Annotated in this window: 18 protein-coding genes and 1 tRNA gene; 8 read left to right on the forward strand and 11 right to left on the reverse strand. The window is 69.5% G+C overall.

Annotation, left to right across the window (positions count from 1 at the left end):
* Window positions 1-8: 8 nt before the first annotated feature.
* The 11 genes from ACWF9Z_RS07400 to dnaA form a co-directional block, all read right to left on the reverse strand.
* Window positions 9-1,358 carry a hypothetical protein gene (locus tag ACWF9Z_RS07400; RefSeq protein ID WP_453598436.1) on the reverse strand — a complete coding sequence of 450 codons (1,350 nt, stop codon included), beginning with the start codon at window positions 1,356-1,358 and terminating at the stop codon, window positions 9-11.
* A gap of 124 nt (window positions 1,359-1,482) precedes the next feature.
* Entirely contained in the window at window positions 1,483-1,617 is a 135-nt protein-coding gene (locus ACWF9Z_RS07405) for a DLW-39 family protein (protein WP_208809277.1), read from the reverse strand.
* A 157-nt stretch (window positions 1,618-1,774) separates the two neighbouring features.
* Window positions 1,775-1,848: transfer RNA gene (locus tag ACWF9Z_RS07410), tRNA-Ile, on the reverse strand.
* Between the two features lie 119 nt (window positions 1,849-1,967).
* The gene (locus ACWF9Z_RS07415; protein ID WP_453598438.1) at window positions 1,968-2,513 is read right to left on the reverse strand and encodes a DUF3566 domain-containing protein; all 546 of its coding nucleotides are present in this window, start codon (window positions 2,511-2,513) and stop codon (window positions 1,968-1,970) included.
* A gap of 86 nt (window positions 2,514-2,599) precedes the next feature.
* Window positions 2,600-5,233 (reverse strand): DNA gyrase subunit A, encoded by a 2,634-nt coding sequence (gene gyrA / locus ACWF9Z_RS07420; RefSeq protein ID WP_453598439.1) that lies wholly within the window; start codon window positions 5,231-5,233, stop codon window positions 2,600-2,602.
* 43 nt (window positions 5,234-5,276) lie between these two features.
* Window positions 5,277-7,343, reverse strand: coding sequence for a DNA topoisomerase (ATP-hydrolyzing) subunit B (gene gyrB / locus ACWF9Z_RS07425; protein WP_453598441.1), 2,067 nt, complete (start codon window positions 7,341-7,343; stop codon window positions 5,277-5,279).
* A gap of 540 nt (window positions 7,344-7,883) precedes the next feature.
* The gene (locus ACWF9Z_RS07430) at window positions 7,884-8,432 is read right to left on the reverse strand and encodes a DUF721 domain-containing protein (protein ID WP_453598443.1); all 549 of its coding nucleotides are present in this window, start codon (window positions 8,430-8,432) and stop codon (window positions 7,884-7,886) included.
* Window positions 8,429-9,610, reverse strand: a complete 1,182-nt coding sequence (gene recF / locus ACWF9Z_RS07435) for a DNA replication/repair protein RecF (RefSeq protein WP_453598445.1) — start codon at window positions 9,608-9,610, stop codon at window positions 8,429-8,431. The genes ACWF9Z_RS07430 and recF overlap by 4 nt, the downstream gene beginning before the upstream one ends.
* Before the next feature lie 63 nt (window positions 9,611-9,673).
* Window positions 9,674-10,549, reverse strand: a complete 876-nt coding sequence (gnd, locus tag ACWF9Z_RS07440; RefSeq protein WP_453598447.1) for a phosphogluconate dehydrogenase (NAD(+)-dependent, decarboxylating) — start codon at window positions 10,547-10,549, stop codon at window positions 9,674-9,676.
* Window positions 10,550-10,778: 229 nt separating this feature from the next.
* Window positions 10,779-11,909 (reverse strand): DNA polymerase III subunit beta, encoded by a 1,131-nt coding sequence (gene dnaN, locus ACWF9Z_RS07445; RefSeq protein WP_356652810.1) that lies wholly within the window; start codon window positions 11,907-11,909, stop codon window positions 10,779-10,781.
* Between the two features lie 878 nt (window positions 11,910-12,787).
* Window positions 12,788-14,614, reverse strand: coding sequence for a chromosomal replication initiator protein DnaA (gene dnaA / locus ACWF9Z_RS07450; RefSeq protein ID WP_453598449.1), 1,827 nt, complete (start codon window positions 14,612-14,614; stop codon window positions 12,788-12,790).
* A gap of 359 nt (window positions 14,615-14,973) precedes the next feature.
* Between dnaA and rpmH the strand changes: the two genes are divergently transcribed.
* From rpmH to ACWF9Z_RS07490, 8 genes are all read left to right on the forward strand, one after another.
* Window positions 14,974-15,111: a 50S ribosomal protein L34 gene (gene rpmH / locus ACWF9Z_RS07455; RefSeq protein ID WP_008741645.1), complete on the forward strand. Its 138-nt coding sequence runs from the start codon at window positions 14,974-14,976 to the stop codon at window positions 15,109-15,111.
* Between the two features lie 22 nt (window positions 15,112-15,133).
* A complete protein-coding gene (rnpA, locus tag ACWF9Z_RS07460) occupies window positions 15,134-15,508 on the forward strand; it encodes a ribonuclease P protein component (protein WP_453598452.1) in 375 nt (124 codons plus the stop codon).
* Window positions 15,505-15,786, forward strand: coding sequence for a membrane protein insertion efficiency factor YidD (yidD, locus tag ACWF9Z_RS07465; protein WP_215021225.1), 282 nt, complete (start codon window positions 15,505-15,507; stop codon window positions 15,784-15,786). The genes rnpA and yidD overlap by 4 nt, the downstream gene beginning before the upstream one ends.
* Before the next feature lie 3 nt (window positions 15,787-15,789).
* On the forward strand, window positions 15,790-16,896 hold the full coding sequence (gene yidC / locus ACWF9Z_RS07470; RefSeq protein ID WP_453598453.1) for a membrane protein insertase YidC: 1,107 nt from the start codon (window positions 15,790-15,792) through the stop codon (window positions 16,894-16,896).
* Between the two features lie 15 nt (window positions 16,897-16,911).
* Window positions 16,912-17,424, forward strand: a complete 513-nt coding sequence (locus ACWF9Z_RS07475; protein WP_453598455.1) for a Jag family protein — start codon at window positions 16,912-16,914, stop codon at window positions 17,422-17,424.
* A gap of 133 nt (window positions 17,425-17,557) precedes the next feature.
* Window positions 17,558-18,271, forward strand: coding sequence for a 16S rRNA (guanine(527)-N(7))-methyltransferase RsmG (gene rsmG, locus ACWF9Z_RS07480; RefSeq protein WP_356652848.1), 714 nt, complete (start codon window positions 17,558-17,560; stop codon window positions 18,269-18,271).
* Between the two features lie 217 nt (window positions 18,272-18,488).
* Entirely contained in the window at window positions 18,489-19,580 is a 1,092-nt protein-coding gene (locus ACWF9Z_RS07485) for a ParA family protein (protein WP_453598457.1), read from the forward strand.
* A complete protein-coding gene (locus ACWF9Z_RS07490; protein ID WP_453598459.1) occupies window positions 19,577-20,668 on the forward strand; it encodes a ParB/RepB/Spo0J family partition protein in 1,092 nt (363 codons plus the stop codon). The genes ACWF9Z_RS07485 and ACWF9Z_RS07490 overlap by 4 nt, the downstream gene beginning before the upstream one ends.
* Window positions 20,669-20,776 lie beyond the last annotated feature (108 nt).

Genomic DNA, 20,776 nt, shown 5'->3' on the forward strand with positions numbered 1-20,776 from the left:
ACCCAGCTCTAGGCCTGCCCCTGGCCCCGGGCCCTGGCCCGGCCCCGCCCGGCCAGCAGGATCCAGCCGCCCAGGACGAGCAGCAGCAGCGTCCCGGCGCCGAAGCCGGCGCCCGCGACCGTCCGCATCACCGACCGGTTCGCCGCGGCGGCGTCGGCCTCCACGGCCGTGGTCCCCTCCTTGGCGGCGGTCCGGTCCTCGGACCCCACGCCGAACCCCCCGGCCGCGAGGCCTTCCGCGTACGCCGGGGCCTTGCCCGCCGTACCGATGACGTCCATCCGCAGGGTGAGCGGCACGGGCACCGCGTCCTCGGTGAACTCCCCGACCTTCGCGCCCATGGTCACCGCGATGTAGTACCAGCCCGCCATCCGGACCGGCTGCACCTCCCGGACGCCGGAGAAGCGGTTCTCGTAGGCCACCGGCGCCGTCCGCGGCAGGGCGACGCCCGCCTGCTTCCCGTCGTAGGAGGAGTTCGCGGAGGCGACCAGGGCCCGGTAGGGGCTGTACAGCGAGACGGTGAGCCCGGCCGCGGCCGAGCCGTACTCCTTCGTCCGCTGGGCGGCGGAGAGTTCGGCGCCGAGGCCGAGCTGCTGCCCCCAGTCCAGCGGCACCCGGTAGAAGCGGGTCTGGCCGGGCCGCAGCTCGTCGCTCCACACCCCGGTGCCCAGGGCCCTCGCGTCGTTGAAGCCGCTGCCGCCCGGGCGCGGCGCCGGATCGCTGCCCGGCAGGGTCGGGGAGGCCGACGGCCAGACGCTGGGCGCGGTGGTGGGCGCGCTGCCCGTGCCCAGGCCCGGCTCGCGCTGCACGCGCAGTTCCAGCGGCCAGGCGTTCTTGTCGCCGTCCTTGGCCGCCGTGCGGGTGACCTTCACGTAGTAGGTGCCGGCCCCCTGGCAGCCGGCGTCCTCCTGCAGCATGCGCAGGCCCGCGGCGCCGATCGGCACGGGGTCGTAACCGAAGCCCGCCCGGCCGGGGTTGCCCGGACAGGAGCGGTTCTCGGTGTTCATGACCTGGACCTCGACGCCGTCGCTGTAGCCGACCTTGGCGCCCGCGGGCGGCTGGAGCACCCCGGAGACGTACACGGTGGAGCGGTCGTCGAGGTAGAGCCGGTAGTAGCGCTCCCCCGGCGCGATCGAGTCCTTGTAGACCGAGCCGGCCTCCAGCAGCGGGGAGCCGGCCGTGGAGGGCTTGCCCTCGACCGCCTTCGCGCCGTCCGCGGCCCGGTAGGCCGGCAGCGGCCGCGGCTGGGGGGTCCCCGCGGCGCCGGCTGCGCCCGGTAGGGTCATCAGCAGCCCGAGGGCGGCCGACGCCGCCGCCGCGGCCGCGACGGGCCTCCGTACCGGCCGGCGTACCCGCTCCATCACGCCCACCCACCCCGAGTTTGCCCGCGCAAGCCAGATCTTTGCGTACTACAGCTTTTCGTCACACAGCAGCACAAAGCCCCGACCGCAGCGGCAGTCGGGGCTCTGGGATCAACCTTGGGTCTCACACACCGGAACCAGAAGGCACGGAGTCAGTTGCCTCCGTCCACAGGTCCTGCTCGGCGCGGTCCGCCTGGATCTGGCGGTACACGAGGAGCCCGCCGATGGCGGCCAGTGCGACCAGGAGCAGCTTCTTCACCGCGCGACCTCGTCTTTCGTTGACGTAGGGGACTTCTGGCGCCCAACAATACACACCGCCCGATATCCGATCGGTGACCTTCCGACAGGAACGGCACGGCCCAACTGGCCCTACGCAGAAGACCCCCAGGCCATGGGCCTGGGGGTCTTCGACACTGTGGGGCTAACAGGATTTGAACCTGTGGCCTCATCCTTATCAGGGATGCGCTCTAACCAACTGAGCTATAGCCCCATCCGCGCTGCGCGCTGACTTCTGAAGGTTAGCGCACAGACCCGGTGACTCCAAAATTGACTGCCGCGACCCGTCTGCGCAGGTCATCAGCCCCGTCCGCGGCCCGTCCGCGGAGGGGGCTACTCGTCCTCGGCGAGCGTCAGCTCCACACCGCCGACGAATCCCGCCGACAGGTTGTAGATGAACGCGCCCAGGGTCGCCAGCGCCGTCATGAGGACCACGTCGATGACCGAGATCACCGACGTGAAGATCAGGACGCGCGGCAGCGACAGGAAGCTCTGGAGGTCGAAGCCGTTGCTCTCGTTCGAGCCGGTCGCCTCACTGATCGTCCCGCCGACGCTGGAGAAGATGCCCATGGCGTCCATGACCATCCACAGCACCACCGACGCGACGATCGTGCACACGCCCAGCGCGATCGACAGCAGGAAGCTGACCTTCATCACCGACCAGGGGTCGGCCTTGGCTACCCTGAGCCGCGCCTTGCGCGTCCTGGGCGCCGTACGGGCCCCGGTGCGCGGCTTGCGCTGCGCACCGGTGTCGCCGCCGCCGCGCGGCGCCGCGGGGCCCGAGGGCGCCGCGTACGCCTGCGGCGGGTGGTAAGGCGGCTGCGGGCCGGCCTGCGCCTGCGGTGACTGAGGCGGCTGCGGTCCTCGGGTGTCCGTCACAGTTCCCCCCTGGGAGTCCGCGGCGGGGCCACGGGCACCGTTCTCTCCAGTCTTGGCCGGTCCGGCGCCCGTGGCTCCACTCACGCTTACTCCTCGTGCTCCCCAGCCGAAGGCTCCGTGCCCCCGGCGGCCTCGGCGGCCTGTCCTTCGACGGCCGCTCCGGTCCCGATCTCGGTCTCGTTCTCGTTCTCGGTCTCGCTGTCGTCGACCTCGTCAGCATCCTGACCGGCCTCCGCGTTGCGGGCGATACCGACGACGGCATCCCGCTTGCCCAGGTTGATCAGCTGGACGCCCATGGTGTCACGGCCGGTCTCCCGTACTTCGTTGACGCGCGTACGAATCACACCACCGCCGAGGGTGATGGCGAGAATCTCGTCCGTTTCGTCCACCACGAGCGCGCCCACGAGCGAGCCGCGGTCCTCCACGATCTTGGCTGCCTTGATGCCCAGGCCGCCACGGCCCTGGACGCGGTACTCGTCCACCGGCGTCCGCTTGGCGTAGCCGCCGTCGGTCGCGGTGAAGACGAACGTACCCGGCCGGACGACGCTCATCGAGAGCAGTTCGTCCCCGCCGCGGAAACTCATGCCCTTCACGCCCGAGGTGGCGCGGCCCATCGGGCGCAGCGCGTCGTCGGTCGCCGTGAAGCGGATCGACTGCGCCTTCTTGCTGATGAGCAGCAGGTCGTCCTCGGCGGACACCAGCTCGGCGCCGATCAGTTCGTCGTCGCTGCCGTCCTCCGTCTCGCGGAGGTTGATGGCGATGACGCCGCCCGAACGGGGCGAGTCGTAGTCCTTGAGCGCCGTCTTCTTCACCAGGCCGCCCTTGGTGGCCAGGATCAGGTAGGGCGCCGCCTCGTAGTCGCGGATCGCGAGGATCTGGGCGATCTTCTCGTCCGGCTGGAAGGCCAGCAGGTTCGCCACGTGCTGACCGCGCGCGTCCCGGCCGGCGTCCGGCAGCTCGTACGCCTTGGACCGGTAGACGCGGCCCTTGTTCGTGAAGAAGAGCAGCCAGTGGTGCGTGGTGGACACGAAGAAGTGGTCGACGAGGTCGTCCTGCTTCAGCTTCGTGCCGCGCACGCCCTTGCCGCCGCGCTTCTGCGAGCGGTAGTCCTCGGTCTTGGTGCGCTTGACGTACCCGCCGTGGGTGATCGTGACGACGATGTCCTCTTCGGCGATCAGGTCCTCCATGGACATGTCGCCGTCGAAGGGCACCAGCTTGGAGCGCCGGTCGTCGCCGAACTTCTCGACGATGGCCGCCAGTTCCTCGCTGACGATCTGCCGCTGGCGCTCCTCGGAGGCCAGGATCGCGTTGTACTCGTTGATCTTGGCCTGGAGTTCGTCGTGCTCGGCGACGATCTTCTGCCGCTCCAGGGCCGCGAGGCGGCGCAGCTGCATCTCCAGGATCGCGTTCGCCTGGATCTCGTCGATCGACAGCAGGCCCATCAGGCCCTCGCGGGCGATCTCGACTGTGTTGCTGCGCCGGATCAGCGCGATGACCTCGTCGATCGCGTCCAGCGCCTTGAGCAGACCGCGCAGGATGTGGGCGCGCTCCTCCGCCTTGCGCAGGCGGAACTTCGTGCGCCGGACGATGACCTCGATCTGGTGCGCCACCCAGTGACGGATGAACGCGTCGATCGACAGCGTGCGCGGTACGCCGTCCACGAGCGCCAGCATGTTCGCGCCGAAGTTCGTCTGCAGGTCGGTGTGCTTGTAGAGGTTGTTCAGCACGACCTTGGCGACGGCGTCGCGCTTGAGGACGATCACCAGGCGCTGGCCGGTCCGGGACGAGGTCTCGTCGCGGACGTCGGCGATGCCGCCGACCTTGGCGTCCTTCACCAGGTCGGCGATCTTCTGCGCCAGGTTGTCGGGGTTGGTCTGGTACGGGAGCTCCGTGACCACCAGGCACTGGCGGTTCTGGATCTCCTCGACCTCGACCACCGCGCGCATCGTGATGGAGCCGCGACCGGTCCGGTACGCCTCCTCGATGCCCTTGCGGCCCACGACCAGGGCGCCCGACGGGAAGTCCGGGCCCTTGATCCGCTCGATGAGCGCGTCCTGGAGCTCCTCGTGCGAGGCCTCCGGGTGCTCCAGCGCCCACTGGGCGCCGGCCGCGACCTCGCGCAGGTTGTGCGGCGGGATGTTGGTCGCCATGCCGACCGCGATGCCAGCGGAACCGTTGATCAGCAGGTTCGGGAAGCGCGCCGGCAGGACCGTCGGCTCCTGGTTGCGGCCGTCGTAGTTGTCCGTGAAGTCGACGGTCTCCTCGTCGATGTCCCGGAGCATCTCCATGGCCAGCGGCATCAGCTTGCACTCGGTGTAGCGCATCGCGGCGGCCGGGTCGTTGCCCGGGGAGCCGAAGTTGCCGTTGCTGTCCACCAGCGGCATGCGCAGCGACCACGGCTGGGCCAGGCGGACCAGGGCGTCGTAGATCGAGCTGTCACCGTGCGGGTGGTACGTGCCCATGACGTCGCCGACGACGCGGGCGCACTTGTAGAAGCCCTTCTCGGGCCGGTAGCCGCCGTCGTACATCGCGTACAGCACGCGGCGGTGCACCGGCTTGAGGCCGTCGCGCACGTCCGGCAGGGCGCGCGAGACGATGACGGACATCGCGTAGTCGAGGTAGGAGCGCTGCATCTCCGTCTCGAGCCCGACGGGCTCGATGCGCAGCACGGGCTGCTCCTCCGCGGGGTTTTCTGCGGTGGGGGTGGTTTCGTCGGCCATTGCTGGTCAGAAGTCCTTTCAGGCGGCGGTCAGCGGAGCCGACTCAGATGTCGAGGAAGCGGACGTCCTTGGCGTTGCGCTGGATGAAGGAGCGCCGCGCCTCGACGTCCTCACCCATCAGCACCGAGAACAGGTCGTCGGCCTGCGCCGCGTCGTCCAGCGTGACCTGGCCGAGGACACGGTGGTCCACGTCCATGGTGGTGACGCGCAGTTCCTCGGCGTTCATCTCGCCCAGACCCTTGAAGCGCTGGATCGAGTCTTCCTTGATCCGCTTGCCGTTCTGCTTGCCGAGCTCCACCAGCGCGTCGCGCTCGCGGTCCGAGTACGCGTACTCGAAGTCGTCGCGACCCCACTTGATCTTGTACAGCGGCGGGCGCGACAGGTAGACGTGACCGGCCTCGACCAGCGGCCGCATGAAGCGGAACAGGAAGGTCAGCAGCAGGGTGTTGATGTGCTGGCCGTCGACGTCGGCGTCCGCCATCAAGATGATCTTGTGATAGCGGAGCTTCTCGATGTCGAAGTCCTCGTGCACGCCGGTGCCGAAGGCGCTGATCAGCGCCTGGACCTCGGTGTTCTGGAGGATCTTGTCGATACGGGCCTTCTCGACGTTCAGGATCTTGCCGCGGATGGGCAGGATGGCCTGGTACATCGGGTTGCGGCCGGACTTCGCGGAGCCGCCGGCCGAGTCGCCCTCGACGATGAAGATCTCGCACTGGGTCGGGTCGTTCGACTGGCAGTCGGACAGCTTGCCCGGCAGCGAGGCGCTCTCCAGCAGGCCCTTGCGGCGGGTGAGGTCGCGGGCCTTGCGGGCCGCGACGCGCGCCGTGGCCGCCTGGATCGCCTTGCGGATGATGTCCGAGGCCTCGTTCGGGTTCCGGTCGAACCAGTCGTTGAGGTGCTCGTGCACGACCTTCTGCACGAAGGTCTTGGCCTCCGTGTTGCCCAGCTTGGTCTTCGTCTGGCCCTCGAACTGCGGCTCGCCCAGCTTCACCGAGATGATCGCCGTCAGACCCTCGCGGATGTCCTCGCCCGCGAGGTTGTCGTCCTTCTCGCGCAGGAACTTCTTCTCCCGCGCGTAGCGGTTGACCAGACCGGTCATCGCCGCGCGGAAGCCCTCTTCGTGGGTACCGCCCTCGTGCGTGTGGATCGTGTTCGCGAAGGAGTAGACCCCCTCGGTGTACTGCGAGTTCCACTGCATCGCGATCTGGACCGAGAGCGTGCGCTCCTTGTCCTCGGCCTCGACGTCGATGACGGTCGGGTGGATCAGCTCGCCCTTGCGCGAGTTGAGGTACTTCACGAAGTCGACGATGCCGCCCTCGTAGAAGTACTTCACCGTGCGCGCCTGGTCGTCGTCGGCCTCCTCGGCCGAGTCCGCGCCCATCGTCGCCTTCGCGGACTCGCGCTCGTCGGTCAGCGTGAGGGTCAGGCCCTTGTTGAGGAAGGCCATCTCCTGGAAGCGGCGCGAGAGCGTCTCGAAGGAGTACTCGGTCGTCTCGAAGATGTCGCCGTCGGCCCAGAAGGTCACCGTGGTGCCCGTCTCGGACGTCTCCTCGTTCTTGGCGAGGGGTGCCGTCGGGACGCCGAGCTTGTAGTCCTGGCTCCAGCGGTAGCCGTCCTTGCGGACGTCGACCGCGACCCTCGTCGACAGGGCGTTGACGACGGAGACGCCGACGCCGTGCAGACCGCCGGAGACGGAGTAACCGCCGCCGCCGAACTTGCCGCCCGCGTGCAGGACGGTCAGTACGACCTCGACGGCCGACTTGCCCTCGGAGGGCACGATGTCGACGGGGATGCCTCGGCCGTTGTCGACGACGCGCACGCCGCCGTCGGCCAGGATCGTGACGTCGATGGTGTCCGCGTGGCCGGCGAGGGCCTCGTCGACGGAGTTGTCGACGACCTCGTAGACGAGGTGGTGAAGGCCCCGCTCGCCGGTGGAGCCGATGTACATGCCGGGCCGCTTGCGGACCGCGTCAAGGCCTTCGAGGACCTGGATCTGGTTGCCGGTGTACTCAACGGGTGCAGCGGGGTCGCCGCCGTTCTGGCCGGCTGTGGACTGGTTGTCGTTGGGGTTGCCGGAATCGGCCACGAAGCGCCCTTTCTGGCACAGCACAGGCCGTACTCCGGGCCGGCAGGCATGCAAGCGGGAGCGGCTGCGTCGATCTGCGTTGTCAGCGGTGGTCAGCTTTACTCGACTGGATCCCGCGCAAGCGCGGGATTCTCGTTCAGTCTACCGGTATCACCCCCATGAATGGGCGTTTGCCGGTACCTGAGTCCGCATGTGCCGCCCGGAAACCTCTCTCTCCGACTCCCCATATCCAGGGAGGGGCTCAAAGAGGCTCACACGGGCATTGAGCGCTTCGGGCTGTCAACCTCCCGCTACCGTGAGGGACGCCACCCGCGCGGACGTTCGCAGCGGGCGTACGTCCCGGTCGCGGGCCGTCCGTACGGGCCCTCGCGCGGACGCTCGAGCCGGCTCCGGCCGGGCGGCGCGGAAGCGGGCGCGGGGAGCCCCGGGGAACCCGCGCGGAGGCGGCGTAGAGGCGGCGCGGAGGTCCGCCGGGGGTGCGGAGGTGCGGGGGGACCGGACGCCGGGTCCGCCGGGACCCGCGCGGGCCACGGGCGCCTGAGGTCCGTACGGGACCTCGCGCGCTCACCCGTAGTTGTCCCCCGGGCCCGTGCTGCCCGGCGCCCGCCACGGCCCGTACCGCTTCGGCCCGCCGCCCGGCCCGTGCACCTTGATCAGCCGGACCGTGCCCTGCCCCAGGTCCGCGTTCAGCCGCGCCACCAGCTGCGGAGCCAGCAGTTTCAGCTGCGCCGCCCACGCCGAGGAGTCGCAGCGCACCACCAGCTCGCGGTCCTCGTAGCGGTCCGGCACGCAGTGCGCCGCGATGTCCGGGCCGACGATCTCGGGCCAGCGCTCCATCACGCCCGCCACCGCCATCGGCATCTCCCAGCCGCGCTCGGTCCGCAGCCGGTCCAGCGCCGCCATCAGCGGCATCGGGTCCCGGCCGTCCGCCCGGGCCCCCGAACGCAGGCCCTGCTGATAGGGGCGCTTCTTGCCCGTGGCCGCGTTGCCCCGGGCGCGCGCCGCTTCCTTGGCGGCCGCCAGCGCCTGGCGCGCCAGGTCCACGCCCGAGAACTCCGGGACCTTGCGCGCGGGCTCCCGGCCGCCACCGCCGCCCTGCTCGTTCTCGCTCACAACCGGTTCACCTCACCGCCGGACACCGCGAACCGCGTCCCGATCAGCACCCCCGGGACGTCGTCGTCCACCGCCGCCGTCACCAGCACCTGCTCGCCGGGGGCCACCAGCTCCGCCAGCCGCTCCCGTCGGCGCTCGTCGAGCTCCGCGAACACGTCGTCGAGGATCAGCACCGGCTCGCTGCCCTCGGAGCGCAGCAGCTCGTAGGAGGCCAGGCGCAGGGCCAGTGCGTACGACCAGGACTCGCCGTGGCTCGCGTACCCCTTGGCCGGAAGCTCGCCCAGGCGCAGGGTCATGTCGTCGCGGTGCGGGCCGACGAGGGTCACGCCGCGCTCGATCTCCTGCTTGCGCACGTCGGCCAGCGCCGCGAGCAGCACCTCGTACAGCGCCTCGCGGGTGCGGGCGCCGCCGCCCACGGCCGCTCCGGCCTCGGCGACCGCCTCCGTGACGGCCTCGCCGACCGCGTCGGCGGTGGCGGAGGACTTGTAGGAGAGTCCGAGCGGGCCGCCGCCGGGCGCGAGCTGCTCGTACGCCTTGTCCGCGAGCGGCAGCAGCGTCGCGATCAGGTCGAGCCGCTGGGCGAGCAGCTCGGCGCCCGTGCGCGCGAGGTGCTGGTCCCACACGTCCAGGGTGGACAGGTCCATGGAGCGGCCGCCGTGCCGGCGGGCCATCGCCGCCGACTTCAGCAGGGTGTTGCGCTGCTTGAGCACCCGCTCGTAGTCCGAGCGGACCCCGGCCATGCGCGGCGAGCGGGCCGTCACGAGTTCGTCGAGGAAGCGGCGCCGCTCCCCCGGGTCTCCCTTGACCAGGGACAGGTCCTCGGGGGCGAAGAGCACCGTCCGTACGATGCCCAGCACGTCCCGGGGCCTGACCTGCGAGGACCGGTTGATCCTCGCCCGGTTCGCCCGGCCCGGGTTCAGCTCGAGCTCCACCAGCTGCTGACGCTCGCCCTGGGTGACCGCGGCCCGGATGACGGCCCGGTCCGCGCCCATCCGCACCAGGGGGGCGTCGGCGGAGACGCGGTGGCTGCCGAGGGTCGCGAGGTAGCCGATCGCCTCGACGAGGTTCGTCTTGCCCTGGCCGTTGGGACCCACGAAAGCCGTGACGCCCGGGTCGAGGGGAACCTCGGCCCGGGCGTACGAGCGGAAGTCGGCCAACGAGAGATGCGAAACATGCATACGGCGCCGACCTCCCCCGGCTTCCTGCTGCTCTGCTCTGTGCTGCTGTGGAGCGGTTGTGGATTACTTCTTCTCGACCGCGTGGCCGCCGAACTGGTTGCGCAGCGCGGCGATCATCTTCATCTGCGGGGAGTCGTCCTGGCGGGACGCGAAGCGCGCGAACAGCGAGGCGGTGATCGCCGGCAGCGGCACGGCGTTGTCGATCGCGGCCTCGACCGTCCAGCGGCCCTCGCCCGAGTCCTGCGCGAAGCCGCGCAGCTGCTGCAGGTGCTCGTCCTCGTCCAGCGCGTTCACGGCCAGGTCCAGCAGCCAGGAACGGATGACCGTGCCCTCCTGCCAGGACCGGAAGACCTCGCGGACGTCGGTGACCGAGTCGACCTTCTCCAGGAGCTCCCAGCCCTCGGCGTAGGCCTGCATCATGGCGTACTCGATGCCGTTGTGGACCATCTTGGCGAAGTGGCCGGCGCCGACCTTGCCGGCGTGCACGGCCCCGAACTGGCCCTCGGGCTTGAGGGCGTCGAACACCGGCTGGACGACCGCGACGTGTTCCTTGTCGCCGCCGTACATCAGCGCGTAGCCGTTCTCCAGGCCCCAGACGCCGCCCGAGACGCCGCAGTCGACGAAACCGATGCCCTTGGCCGCCAGTTCGCCGGCGTGCTTCTCGTCGTCGGTCCAGCGCGAGTTGCCGCCGTCGACGACGATGTCGCCCGGCGAGAGCAGCTCGGAGAGCTCGTCGACGGTGGACTGGGTCGCCGCGCCCGCGGGGACCATCACCCACACCACGCGGGGGGCCTGCAGGCCGTCCACAAGTTCCGCGAGGCTGTGGACATCGGCGAGGTCCGGGTTGCGGTCGTATCCGATGACGGTGTGGCCGGCGCGGCGGATGCGCTCGCGCATGTTGCCGCCCATCTTGCCGAGACCGACGAGACCAAGCTCCATCAGGTGGTTCCTTAAGCGTTGTGGCCGTCTGTGCCGGGGGTCCCCTGCTGCTCGGGACCTCCCCCGTCCCGAGCGTACGCCGGGCGGCGCTGCCCGGCCCCACGGGCGCTCCGGGCGGGACTGAGGACGCGGACAGCGCGCCCGGGCCGGGAGGACGACGTCGGGCCCGGCCCCGCGGGAAGCGTGACCGGGCCCGACGCCGTGCTCACTGCCGTGTGCCGACCGGGTCTCAGCCGGAGAGGCGGACGGGCATGATCAGGTACTTGTACGCCTCGTCGGCCTCGGCGTCGACGGCCGGGCGGCCGCTGAGCAGCGCGGGCTTGGTCGAGGTCGTGAAGCTGAGCTGCGCGGCCGGCGAGTCGATCGCGCTCAGGCCGTCCAGCAGGAAGGTCGGGTTGAAGGCGATCGAGATGTCGTCGCCCTCCAGCTTCGCGTCGACGCGCTCCACAGCCTGTGCGTCGTCGGAGGAGCCGGCCTCCAGGATCAGCACGCCTTGCTCGAAGCTGAGGCGGACCGGGGTGTTGCGCTCGGCGACCAGGGCGACGCGCTTGACGGCCTCGACGAACGGGGCGGTCTCGATCACCGCGACGGAGTTGAACTCCGTCGGGAAGAGCGTGCGGTACTTCGGCAGGTCGCCCTCGAGGAGGCGGGTGGTGGTGCGCCGGCCGGCGCCCTCGAAGCCGATGAGGCCCTCGCCCTGGCCGGAGCCCGACAGCGCGATGGTGACCGTGTCGCCGCTGGTGAGCGACTTGGCGGTGTCCAGGAGGGTCTTGGCGGGCACCAGGGCCACGGCGGAGGCCTCCGGGTCCTCGGGCTTCCACAGGAACTCGCGGACCGCGAAGCGGTAGCGGTCGGTGGAGGCCAGGGTGACGCGGTCGCCCTCGATCTCGATGCGGACACCGGTCAGCACGGGCAGCGTGTCGTCGCGGCCGGCGGCGATGGCGACCTGGGCGGCGGCGGAGGCGAAGACCTCGCCGGGCACGGTGCCGGTCGCGGTGGGCATCTGCGGCAGCGCCGGGTACTCCTCCACAGGCAGGGTGTGGAGTGTGAACCGCGAGGAGCCGCAGACCACGGTCGCCCGTACACCGTCTGTGGAAATCTCCACCGGCCGGTTGGGCAGGGCGCGGCAGATGTCGGCGAGCAGCCGGCCGGACACCAGGACGGTGCCGTCCTCCTCGACGTCGGCCTCGACGGAGACACGGGCCGAGACCTCGTAGTCGAAGCCGGAGAGGGACAGCTTGCCCTCCTCGGCCTTCAGCAGCAGGCCCGCGAGAACGGGCACCGGCGGCCGGGCCGGGAGGCTACGAGCAGCCCAGGCCACCGCCTCCGCGAGTACGTCGCGCTCCACCCGGATCTTCACCGGAAACCGCCTCCTGCTGTTGCTCGCTCGTCTGCCGGCCTTCGTCGTCGGCTCGTCGATGCCTCGACCGTTGCCGGGGACCAGTCTGACGTACGGCGCCGACAGTCGTCGCTGCTGGCGGTCAAGTCGGGAGCGAGGTGTCGGGGAGGGCGATCCACCGAGTTGTGCACAGGTCCTGCTTGAAAACCGAAACCGGGCTAACTCTCTATGGGGGTAGTAGTAGGGCCTGTGGAAACGGTGGATAAGCCCGTCTTCGCAGGTCAGCCCGCGTTTTTTATCCCCACACCCTGTGGGTGACACCGGTGGACAACCCCGTGTCTCTGTGGAGAACGAAAAGTTCTGCACAGGCCGTCCCCAGATGACCCCGACTACTCCACAGGTGCGTCCCCAGGTTTCCCCCAGTACTCCACAACCCAAACGTCGACTTCAGTGTGACCGCTTTCACTCGGGGCGGTGAGAGGGGCTTCCCCGTTGCCGAACAGTGGACAACGGTGTGGGGAAGTCGTCTGATCCTGTGCACAGGACACCGGAAGCTGTGGACCACCGGTGGACAACGCGGTGGACGAACCTGTGGATGAAAATTCTGTCCACAGCCTGTGGACAGTGCTTGCGCACAATTCCACAGGGGTCTGACCAGCTCTGATGGTGCCTCACGCCCGGGTCCTGTGGACAGTTTTGTGGGCGGGGCGGGCCGTCCCCAGGGTGTGGACAGAAGAAAGTGGCCCAATCTGTGGATGAGTTGCTCCATTGGGGGCGTATTCGAACAAGTCGGGGGCGCACGCACGAAGAAGGGCGCCCCCGAAGTGACCCGGGAGCGCCCTCTGGAAGCGTTTGGGGAGGTCCTGGCGACGCCCGTACGGCCCTTGCACGGGCCCGCGTCAGCCGTTCTTGATGCGGTTGGTGAGCTCGGTTACCTGGTTGTAGATGGAGCGGCGCTCGGCCATCAGGGCGCGGATCTTGCGGTCCGCGTGCATGACGGTGGTGTGGTCGCGGCCGCCGAACTGTGCCCCGATCTTGGGCAGGGAGAGGTCCGTGAGCTCCCGGCACAGGTACATGGCGATCTGCCGGGCGGTGACGAGCACGCGGCTGCGCGAGGAGCCGCAGAGGTCGTCCACGGTGAGCCCGAAGTAGTCGGCGGTGGCCGCCATGATGTCGCTGGCCGTGATCTCGGGCGCGCTGTCCTCGCCGCCGGGGATCAGGTTCTTCAGGACGTCCTCGGCCAGACCCAGGTCGACCGGCTGCCGGTTCAGGCTCGCGAAGGCCGTGACCCGGATCAGCGCCCCCTCCAGCTCGCGGATGTTGCGCGAGATGCGGGAGGCGATGAACTCCAGTACCTCCGGCGGGGCGTTGAGCTGCTCCTGGACCGCCTTCTTGCGCAGGATCGCGATGCGGGTCTCCAGCTCGGGCGGCTGGACGTCGGTGATCAGGCCCCACTCGAAGCGGTTGCGCAGCCGGTCCTCCAGGGTGACGAGCTGCTTGGGCGGCCGGTCGGAGGAGAGCACGATCTGCTTGTTGGCGTTGTGGAGCGTATTGAAGGTGTGGAAGAACTCCTCCTGCGTCGACTCCTTGCTCGCGAGGAACTGGATGTCGTCGACGAGCAGGATGTCCATCTCGCGGTAGCGCTTGCGGAACGCGTCGCCCTTGCCGTCGCGGATCGAGTTGATGAACTCGTTGGTGAACTCCTCGGAGCTCACGTACCGCACCCGGGTGCCGGGGTAGAGGCTGCGGGCGTAGTGCCCGATGGCGTGCAGCAGGTGCGTCTTGCCGAGACCCGACTCCCCATAGACGAAGAGGGGGTTGTACGCCTTCGCCGGCGCCTCGGCGACGGCCACCGCGGCGGCGTGCGCGAAGCGGTTGGAGGCGCCGATGACGAAGGTGTCGAACAGGTACTTGGGGTTCAGCCGGGCGGTCGGCTCCAGCGGGCCCGAGGTGGAGCCGCCGGACGGGGCGGAGGGCGCGGGCCGGCTGGGCGCCGGGCGGGCGGCGGGCCGCTCGTACTGCTGCTGCTCGTACGACCGGGACGGGCGCTGCTGCGGGTCCTCGTACTGCTGGCGCGGCTGCTCGTACTTCTGCTGTTCGTAGGAGCCCTGGTCGTAGGAGGAGGGGTCGGGCTGCTGGAGGTAGCCCGGCTGCGGGGAGGCGTACGGATCGCGCTCGGGGAAGCCGCCGAGGCGGGGCTGCTGCCAGCCGTAGTCGTCCTGCTGGCCGCCGCGGGGCCAGGCGCCGGGCTCGGGGCGCGGCTGCTGGTAGTCCGGATAGGCGGGGCGGGCCGTGGGGAGCCGGTCGTCGTCGGAGGAGCCGGGTCCGGAGTTCGGGCCGGTGTGACCGGTGTGGCCTCCGGGTCCGGTGTGGCCTCCGGGGCGCTGGCCGCCGTAGGACTCGTAGGAATCCCGGCCGGACGGCGCGTCCGTCACCTGGGGCGCGGGCTCGCCGGCGGAGTCGTCGACGGTGATGGCGATCCGGATCGGGCGGCCGCACTCACGGCTGAGGGCGTCGCTGATGAGCGGGGCGAGCCGGCCTTCGAGCACGCGCTTGCCGTACTCGTTGGGGACGGCGAGCAGTGCGGTGTCGGCCACGAGGGCCAGCGGCTGGCATCGCTCGACCCACTGCTTGTCCTTGGGCTCGATGCTGTTCTGTCCCTCACCGAGGAGCTTCTCGAGCACCCTTGGCCACACTGCGGCAAGATCGGCAGGTACGTCAGCCACAGAGCACGCTCTCTCACAGGGGGTCCCACGAATGTGTGGTTCTTTGGGACGGTCGGGACGAAAAATCCGGGATCAGTCAACGGTAGTCAGGCCAACGGGTACGGTTCAAGTCGTTGTCCACAGCCTGTGCACAGTGTGAGGCCCAGCCGACCCGGTTTGACCGGATGGCGTAGCCGCGCGTACCGTAACGAGGTCGAGTTGTCGATGGCTGCTGCCGCCTGCCTACCGATGGGCGAAGATCACTGATAGTGATCGTTTTGCGGTGCCACTCGGGCGTACACGCGAGTTTCTTCCTCGTGGGCGCACGGTGACAGCCAGGCGATGTCCCGCCACAACGATTTATTCTCTGGAGCCCCCGAGTGAGCAAGCGCACCTTCCAGCCGAACAACCGCCGTCGTGCCAAGACCCACGGCTTCCGTCTCCGGATGCGTACCCGTGCCGGCCGCGCCATCCTCGCGAACCGTCGTGGCAAGGGCCGCGCCGCCCTTTCCGCGTAACTGACGGGCGGATCGTGACGTCGTGCTGTCTCCCGAGAATCGGCTGAGGCGGCGCGAGGACTTCGCGAGCGCGGTACGTCGGGGCCGTCGGGCTGGTCGCCCGCTCCTCGTCGTACACCTACGTACAAGCGGTGCAACGGACCCGCACGAGCCGGGGGAGATCGATCCCTCGACGCGTGCGGGTTTCGTCGTCAGCAAGGCTGTCGGCGGTGCCGTCGTACGCAACCGGGTCAAGCGCCGTTTGCGCCATCTCATCCGCGAGCGGCTGTCGCAGCTGCCCGCAGGTAGCCTGGTGGTGGTACGGGCTCTGCCCGGAGCGGGCGATGCCGGTCTCGACGAGCTGGCCCGGGACCTTGACGCCGCATTGCTGCGGCTCTTGGGAGGCGTGGCTCGATGAAGTACCCGCTGCTCGCACTGATCAAGCTGTACCAGTGGACGATCAGTCCGCTGCTCGGGCCGGTGTGCCGCTACTACCCCTCGTGTTCGCACTACGGGTATACGGCCATCGACCGGCATGGTGCGGTGAAGGGGACGGTCCTGACCGGCTGGCGGATCCTGCGGTGCAATCCGTGGTCCCCGGGCGGTGTGGATCATGTCCCACCCCGTAAACGCCCGCGTTGGCACGAGCAGCTGCGCAGTGCGTTGCGTCGATCTCGCAATGCTCAAGGAGCCTGATTAGTGGACACGTTTGCCGGTTTGTTCAGCTTTATCACCACGCCTGTCTCGTGGATCATCGTCCAGTTCCACAAGGTGTACGGCGCCATGTTCGGCGCCGACAGTGGGTGGGCCTGGGGCCTGTCCATCGTGTCCCTGGTGATCTTGATCCGCATCTGCCTGATCCCGCTCTTCGTGAAGCAGATCAAGGCGACGCGTGGCATGCAGGCGATCCAGCCGAAGATGAAGGCGATCCAGGAGCGCTACAAGAACGACAAGCAGCGCCAGTCCGAAGAGATGATGAAGCTGTACAAGGAGACGGGTACCAACCCGCTCTCCTCGTGCCTTCCCATCCTGGCGCAGTCCCCGTTCTTCTTCGCGCTCTACCACGTGCTCTCCGGCATCGCGAACGGCAAGCCGATCGGCCAGATCGACGGCCCGCTCCTGGAGAGCGCCCGTAACGCGCACATCTTCGGTGCTCCGCTGGCGGCGAAGTTCACGGACAGCGCGGAGAAGGCCGCCTCTCTGGGCGCCTCCATCACCGACGTGCGCGTGGTCACCGCGATCATGATCGTCATGATGTCGCTGTCGCAGTTCTACACGCAGCGCCAGCTGATGCAGAAGAACGTCGACCTCTCGGTCAAGACGCCGTTCATGCAGCAGCAGAAGATGCTCATGTACGTCTTCCCGCTGATCTTCGCCGTCATGGGCATCAACTTCCCCGTCGGCGTCCTCATCTACTGGTTGACCACGAACCTGTGGACCATGGGTCAGCAGATGTTCGTGATCAGCCAGAACCCGACCCCGGGAAGCAAGGCCCAGGACCAGTACCTGACCCGCCTGCTGAAGCACGTCTCCACCCACGGCGCGATCAAGGGCCGGAGCAAGAAGAAGATCGTCGCGGCGATCGTGGCCAAGGGCCCGGACCGCAACGACAACGAGCGCAAGTTCATCACCGCTCTGACCAAGCAGGGCATGGCCGCCCAGGCGGACGGCTCGGTGACGAAGAGCGTCGAGGCGACCGTCGACGCGGATGCGGCCGGCGGTGGTCTCCAGAAGCGGCAGCAGCCCAAGCGGCAGTCGAAGGCGCAGCGACAGACGCCCCCCAGCAAGCCCTCTTCCAAGAAGTAAGAAGGAGCCCCTCCCGTGACGGAAGGCACCACCACCGCCGCTGCCGCTGAGGGTGGCGACACCCTGACCCGCCTCGAGCAGGAGGGCGAGATCGCGGCCGACTACCTCGAGGGTCTGCTGGACATCGCCGACCTGGACGGCGACATCGACATGGACGTCGAGGCGGACCGCGCCTCGGTCTCCATCGTCAGCGAATCCGCACGCGACCTGCAGAAGCTCGTGGGCCGTGACGGCGAGGTGCTCGAGGCCCTGCAGGAGCTGACCCGCCTCGCCGTGCACCGCGAGACCGGTGACCGCAGCCGTCTGATGCTGGACATCGGTGGGTTCCGGGCGAAGAAGCGCGAAGAACTGACCGCGCTCGGTGCCAAGGCCGCGGACGAGGTGAAGGCTTCGGGCGAGCCCCTGAAGCTGGACCCGATGACCCCCTTCGAGCGGAAGGTCGTCCACGATGCCGTGGCGGCCGCCGGTCTGCGGAGCGAGTCCGAGGGCGAGGAGCCGCAGCGCTTCGTCGTCGTGCTCCCGGCCTGACCGGAAGCTGTAGTGTCCGGCCCCGTCTGTCTCGCAGGCGGGGCCGAAGTTTGTCAGCCTGGCAGTGACGACGTGGTTTTCACACCATGCGGTACGGAAGGACGGTCCCGTGACGGAGGCAGCTGAGCTTCCCCTGACGCCTGAAGAAGCGCCCCCGGCACCTGAAGAGGCGCGTGCGGTGTTCGGCGAACATTTCCCGGAAGCCGTGCGGTACGCGGAGCTGCTGGCGGACGCGGGGGTCAAGCGAGGCCTCATCGGCCCGCGCGAGGTACCGCGCCTGTGGGAGCGGCACCTGCTCAACTGCGCCGTGCTCTCGGAGGTCGTGCCCGAGGGTGTGACCGTCTGCGATGTGGGTTCGGGCGCCGGCCTCCCCGGCATCCCGCTGGCCCTGGTCCGCCGGGACCTGAAGATCACGCTTCTGGAGCCGCTGCTGCGCCGCACCAACTTCCTCCAGGAAGTCGTGGAAATGCTGGGGCTGGACCATGTGACGGTGGTGCGGGGCCGGGCCGAGGAGGTCCTCGGAAAGCTCCAGCCGGTGCACGTGGTGACGGCTCGGGCGGTCGCGCCCCTGGACCGGCTCGCGGGCTGGGGCGTGCCCCTGCTGCGTCCGTACGGCGAAATGCTGGCGCTGAAGGGTGACACCGCGGAGGAGGAGCTGGTGGCGGCGAAGGCCGCGCTCACCAAGCTCGGTGTGGTGAAGACCTCGGTGCTGCATGTCGGCGAGGGGATCGTGGATCCGCTCTCGACCGTGGTGCGGGTCGAGGTCGGCGAGAGCCCCGGAGGCGTGAGGTTCGCGGCGAAGCGGGCCAAGGCCGCCCGGGTGAGCCGTACGCGTCGGCGCCGCTGACCCCGAAGGCTCCAGCCGGAGTGTCGTAGCGGCCGGATGACTCCGTCCGGGCATCGTGTTTCACGTGAAACGTCGCTCTCTGCTGCACGGAGTCATCAGCCGCGGTCGTGCGGCTGCGTCCCCCCCTCACCGCGAGGACGAAGGGGGGACGGAGTTGTCCACAATGGTGGATTCATCCACAGGAGTACGGGCCCCGCTGGTTCGCAACCCCGGCGACATGGCAGGCTCTGTTCATCGCGAGCCTGATGCCGAGGAGAGTGACACCGTGCGGTCAGACGCCAACCTTGCGGGGCCGATGGCCGATCCGGTCCCCGGTCCCCGCTCCGAATCGCCGGGCGACGATGTTTCACGTGAAACATCGGCCCCGCCGCTTGTGGACAACGAAGACACGCCCATCGGCCGTGCCGCCCAGATCGCGGTCGAGGCCCTGGGCCGTGCGAGCGAGGGCCTGCCCCGCCCCGCGCAGACCCGGATCATGGTGGTGGCCAACCAGAAGGGCGGCGTGGGCAAGACCACGTCGACCGTGAACCTGGCCGCCTCCCTGGCTCTGCACGGTGCGCGGGTCCTGGTCGTGGACCTCGACCCGCAGGGCAACGCCTCCACCGCGTTGGGCATCGACCACCACGCGGACGTGCCGTCCATCTACGACGTACTCGTGGACAGCCGCCCGCTGATGGAGGTCGTCCAGCCGGTGGCCGACGTGGAAGGGCTGTTCTGTGCCCCCGCCACGATCGATCTGGCGGGCGCCGAGATCGAGCTGGTCTCCCTCGTGGCGCGCGAGAGCCGCCTCCAGCGGGCCATCCAGGCGTACGAGCAGCCGCTCGACTACATCCTGATCGACTGCCCGCCCTCGCTGGGCCTGCTGACCGTGAACGCCCTGGTCGCGGGCGCGGAGGTACTGATCCCGATCCAGTGCGAGTACTACGCGCTGGAGGGTCTGGGGCAGCTGCTGCGCAACGTCGACCTGGTGCGGGCCCACCTGAACCCCACGCTGCACGTGTCCACGATCCTGCTGACGATGTACGACGGCAGGACCCGGCTGGCTTCGCAGGTGGCGGAGGAGGTGCGCACGCACTTCGGCAAGGAGGTGCTGCGCACGAGCATCCCGCGGTCGGTCCGCATCTCCGAGGCCCCGAGCTACGGGCAGACGGTGCTGACCTATGACCCGGGCTCCAGCGGTTCCCTCTCCTACCTGGAGGCGGCGCGCGAGATCGCGCTGCGCGGGGCCGGAATCCAGTACGACCCCCAGCACCCCCATCTGGGTGCGGGCATGAACAACACGCAGAGCATGGCGGAGGGGATCCAGTGAGTGAGCGACGTAGGGGTCTGGGGCGGGGGCTCGGCGCGCTGATTCCCGCGGCTCCGCAGGAGAAGACGCCGCCGGTGATCAGTTCCGGGTCGACGTCTCCGTCGGCCGTACCGGTGCTGCCCTCGGAGCGCGGAATCGCGGCGGCGAAGCTGGCCGCGCTGTCGCAGGCCGATGTTTCACGTGAAACATCGACGGCTTTCCCGGCCGTGGCCGAGGCGGCGCAGGCTGCCCCGGAGCTCGGGGAGGTGGCGGGAGCGACGTTCGCGGAGCTTCCGATGGATGCGATCACGCCGAACCCGCGCCAGCCGCGCGAGGTGTTCGACGAGGACGCGCTGGCGGAGCTGGTGACCTCCATCCAGGAGGTGGGCCTGCTCCAGCCGGTGGTCGTACGGCAGGCGGCCCCGGGCCGCTACGAGCTGATCATGGGCGAGCGGCGGTGGCGGGCGTGCCGGGAGGCCGGCCTGCCGCGCATTCCGGCGATCATCCGGGCGACGGACGACGAGAAGCTGCTGCTGGACGCGCTGCTGGAGAACCTGCACCGGGCCCAGCTGAACCCGCTGGAAGAGGCTGCGGCGTACGACCAGCTCCTCCAGGACTTCAAGTGCACCCACGACCAGCTGGCGGACCGGATCGGGCGTTCGCGTCCGCAGGTGTCGAACACGCTGCGGCTGCTGAAGCTGTCGCCGTCGGTGCAGCGCCGGGTGGCGGCGGGCGTGCTGTCGGCCGGTCATGCGCGGGCCCTGCTCTCGGTGGACGACTCCGAGGCGCAGGACCGGCTGGCGCATCGGATCGTGGCCGAGGGTCTCTCCGTCCGCGCGGTCGAGGAGATCGTCTCCCTGATGGGGGCGGAATCGGCCGGCGCGGTGAAGCCGAAGGGCCCGCGGGCCGGAGCCCGGGTCTCTCCGGCGCTCAGTGAGCTGGCGACGCGGCTGTCGGACCGGTTCGAGACGCGGGTGAAGGTGGACCTGGGTCAGAAGCGGGGCAAGATCACCGTCGAGTTCGCATCAATGGAGGATCTCGAGCGGATTCTGGGCACGCTGGCGCCGGGCGAGGGCCGCGTGCTGGACCAGGGTCCCTCCGGGGAGTAGTCCGCGGTCGAGGGGGGGGGGGGGGGGGGGCCGTCGCGAGGCCAGAAGCGCCCTCCCACTACGACGTGTGGGATCTGGTGAGAGTCCTTCGCGAGGAGAGCCTGAGTG

The sequence above is a fragment of the Streptomyces sp. NPDC054961 genome, from assembly GCF_053609145.1.

Bases quoted from the DNA above. Each gene is read 5' to 3' on its own strand.
- ACWF9Z_RS07400 (WP_453598436.1), bottom strand. From the start codon at position 1,358: ATGGAGCGGGTACGCCGGCCGGTACGGAGGCCCGTCGCGGCCGCGGCG.
- gyrA (WP_453598439.1), bottom strand. From the start codon at position 5,233: ATGGCCGACGAAACCACCCCCACCGCAGAAAACCCCGCGGAGGAGCAG.
- recF (WP_453598445.1), bottom strand. From the start codon at position 9,610: ATGCATGTTTCGCATCTCTCGTTGGCCGACTTCCGCTCGTACGCCCGG.
- gnd (WP_453598447.1), bottom strand. From the start codon at position 10,549: ATGGAGCTTGGTCTCGTCGGTCTCGGCAAGATGGGCGGCAACATGCGC.
- yidD (WP_215021225.1), top strand. From the start codon at position 15,505: ATGAAGTACCCGCTGCTCGCACTGATCAAGCTGTACCAGTGGACGATC.
- ACWF9Z_RS07485 (WP_453598457.1), top strand. From the start codon at position 18,489: ATGGCAGGCTCTGTTCATCGCGAGCCTGATGCCGAGGAGAGTGACACC.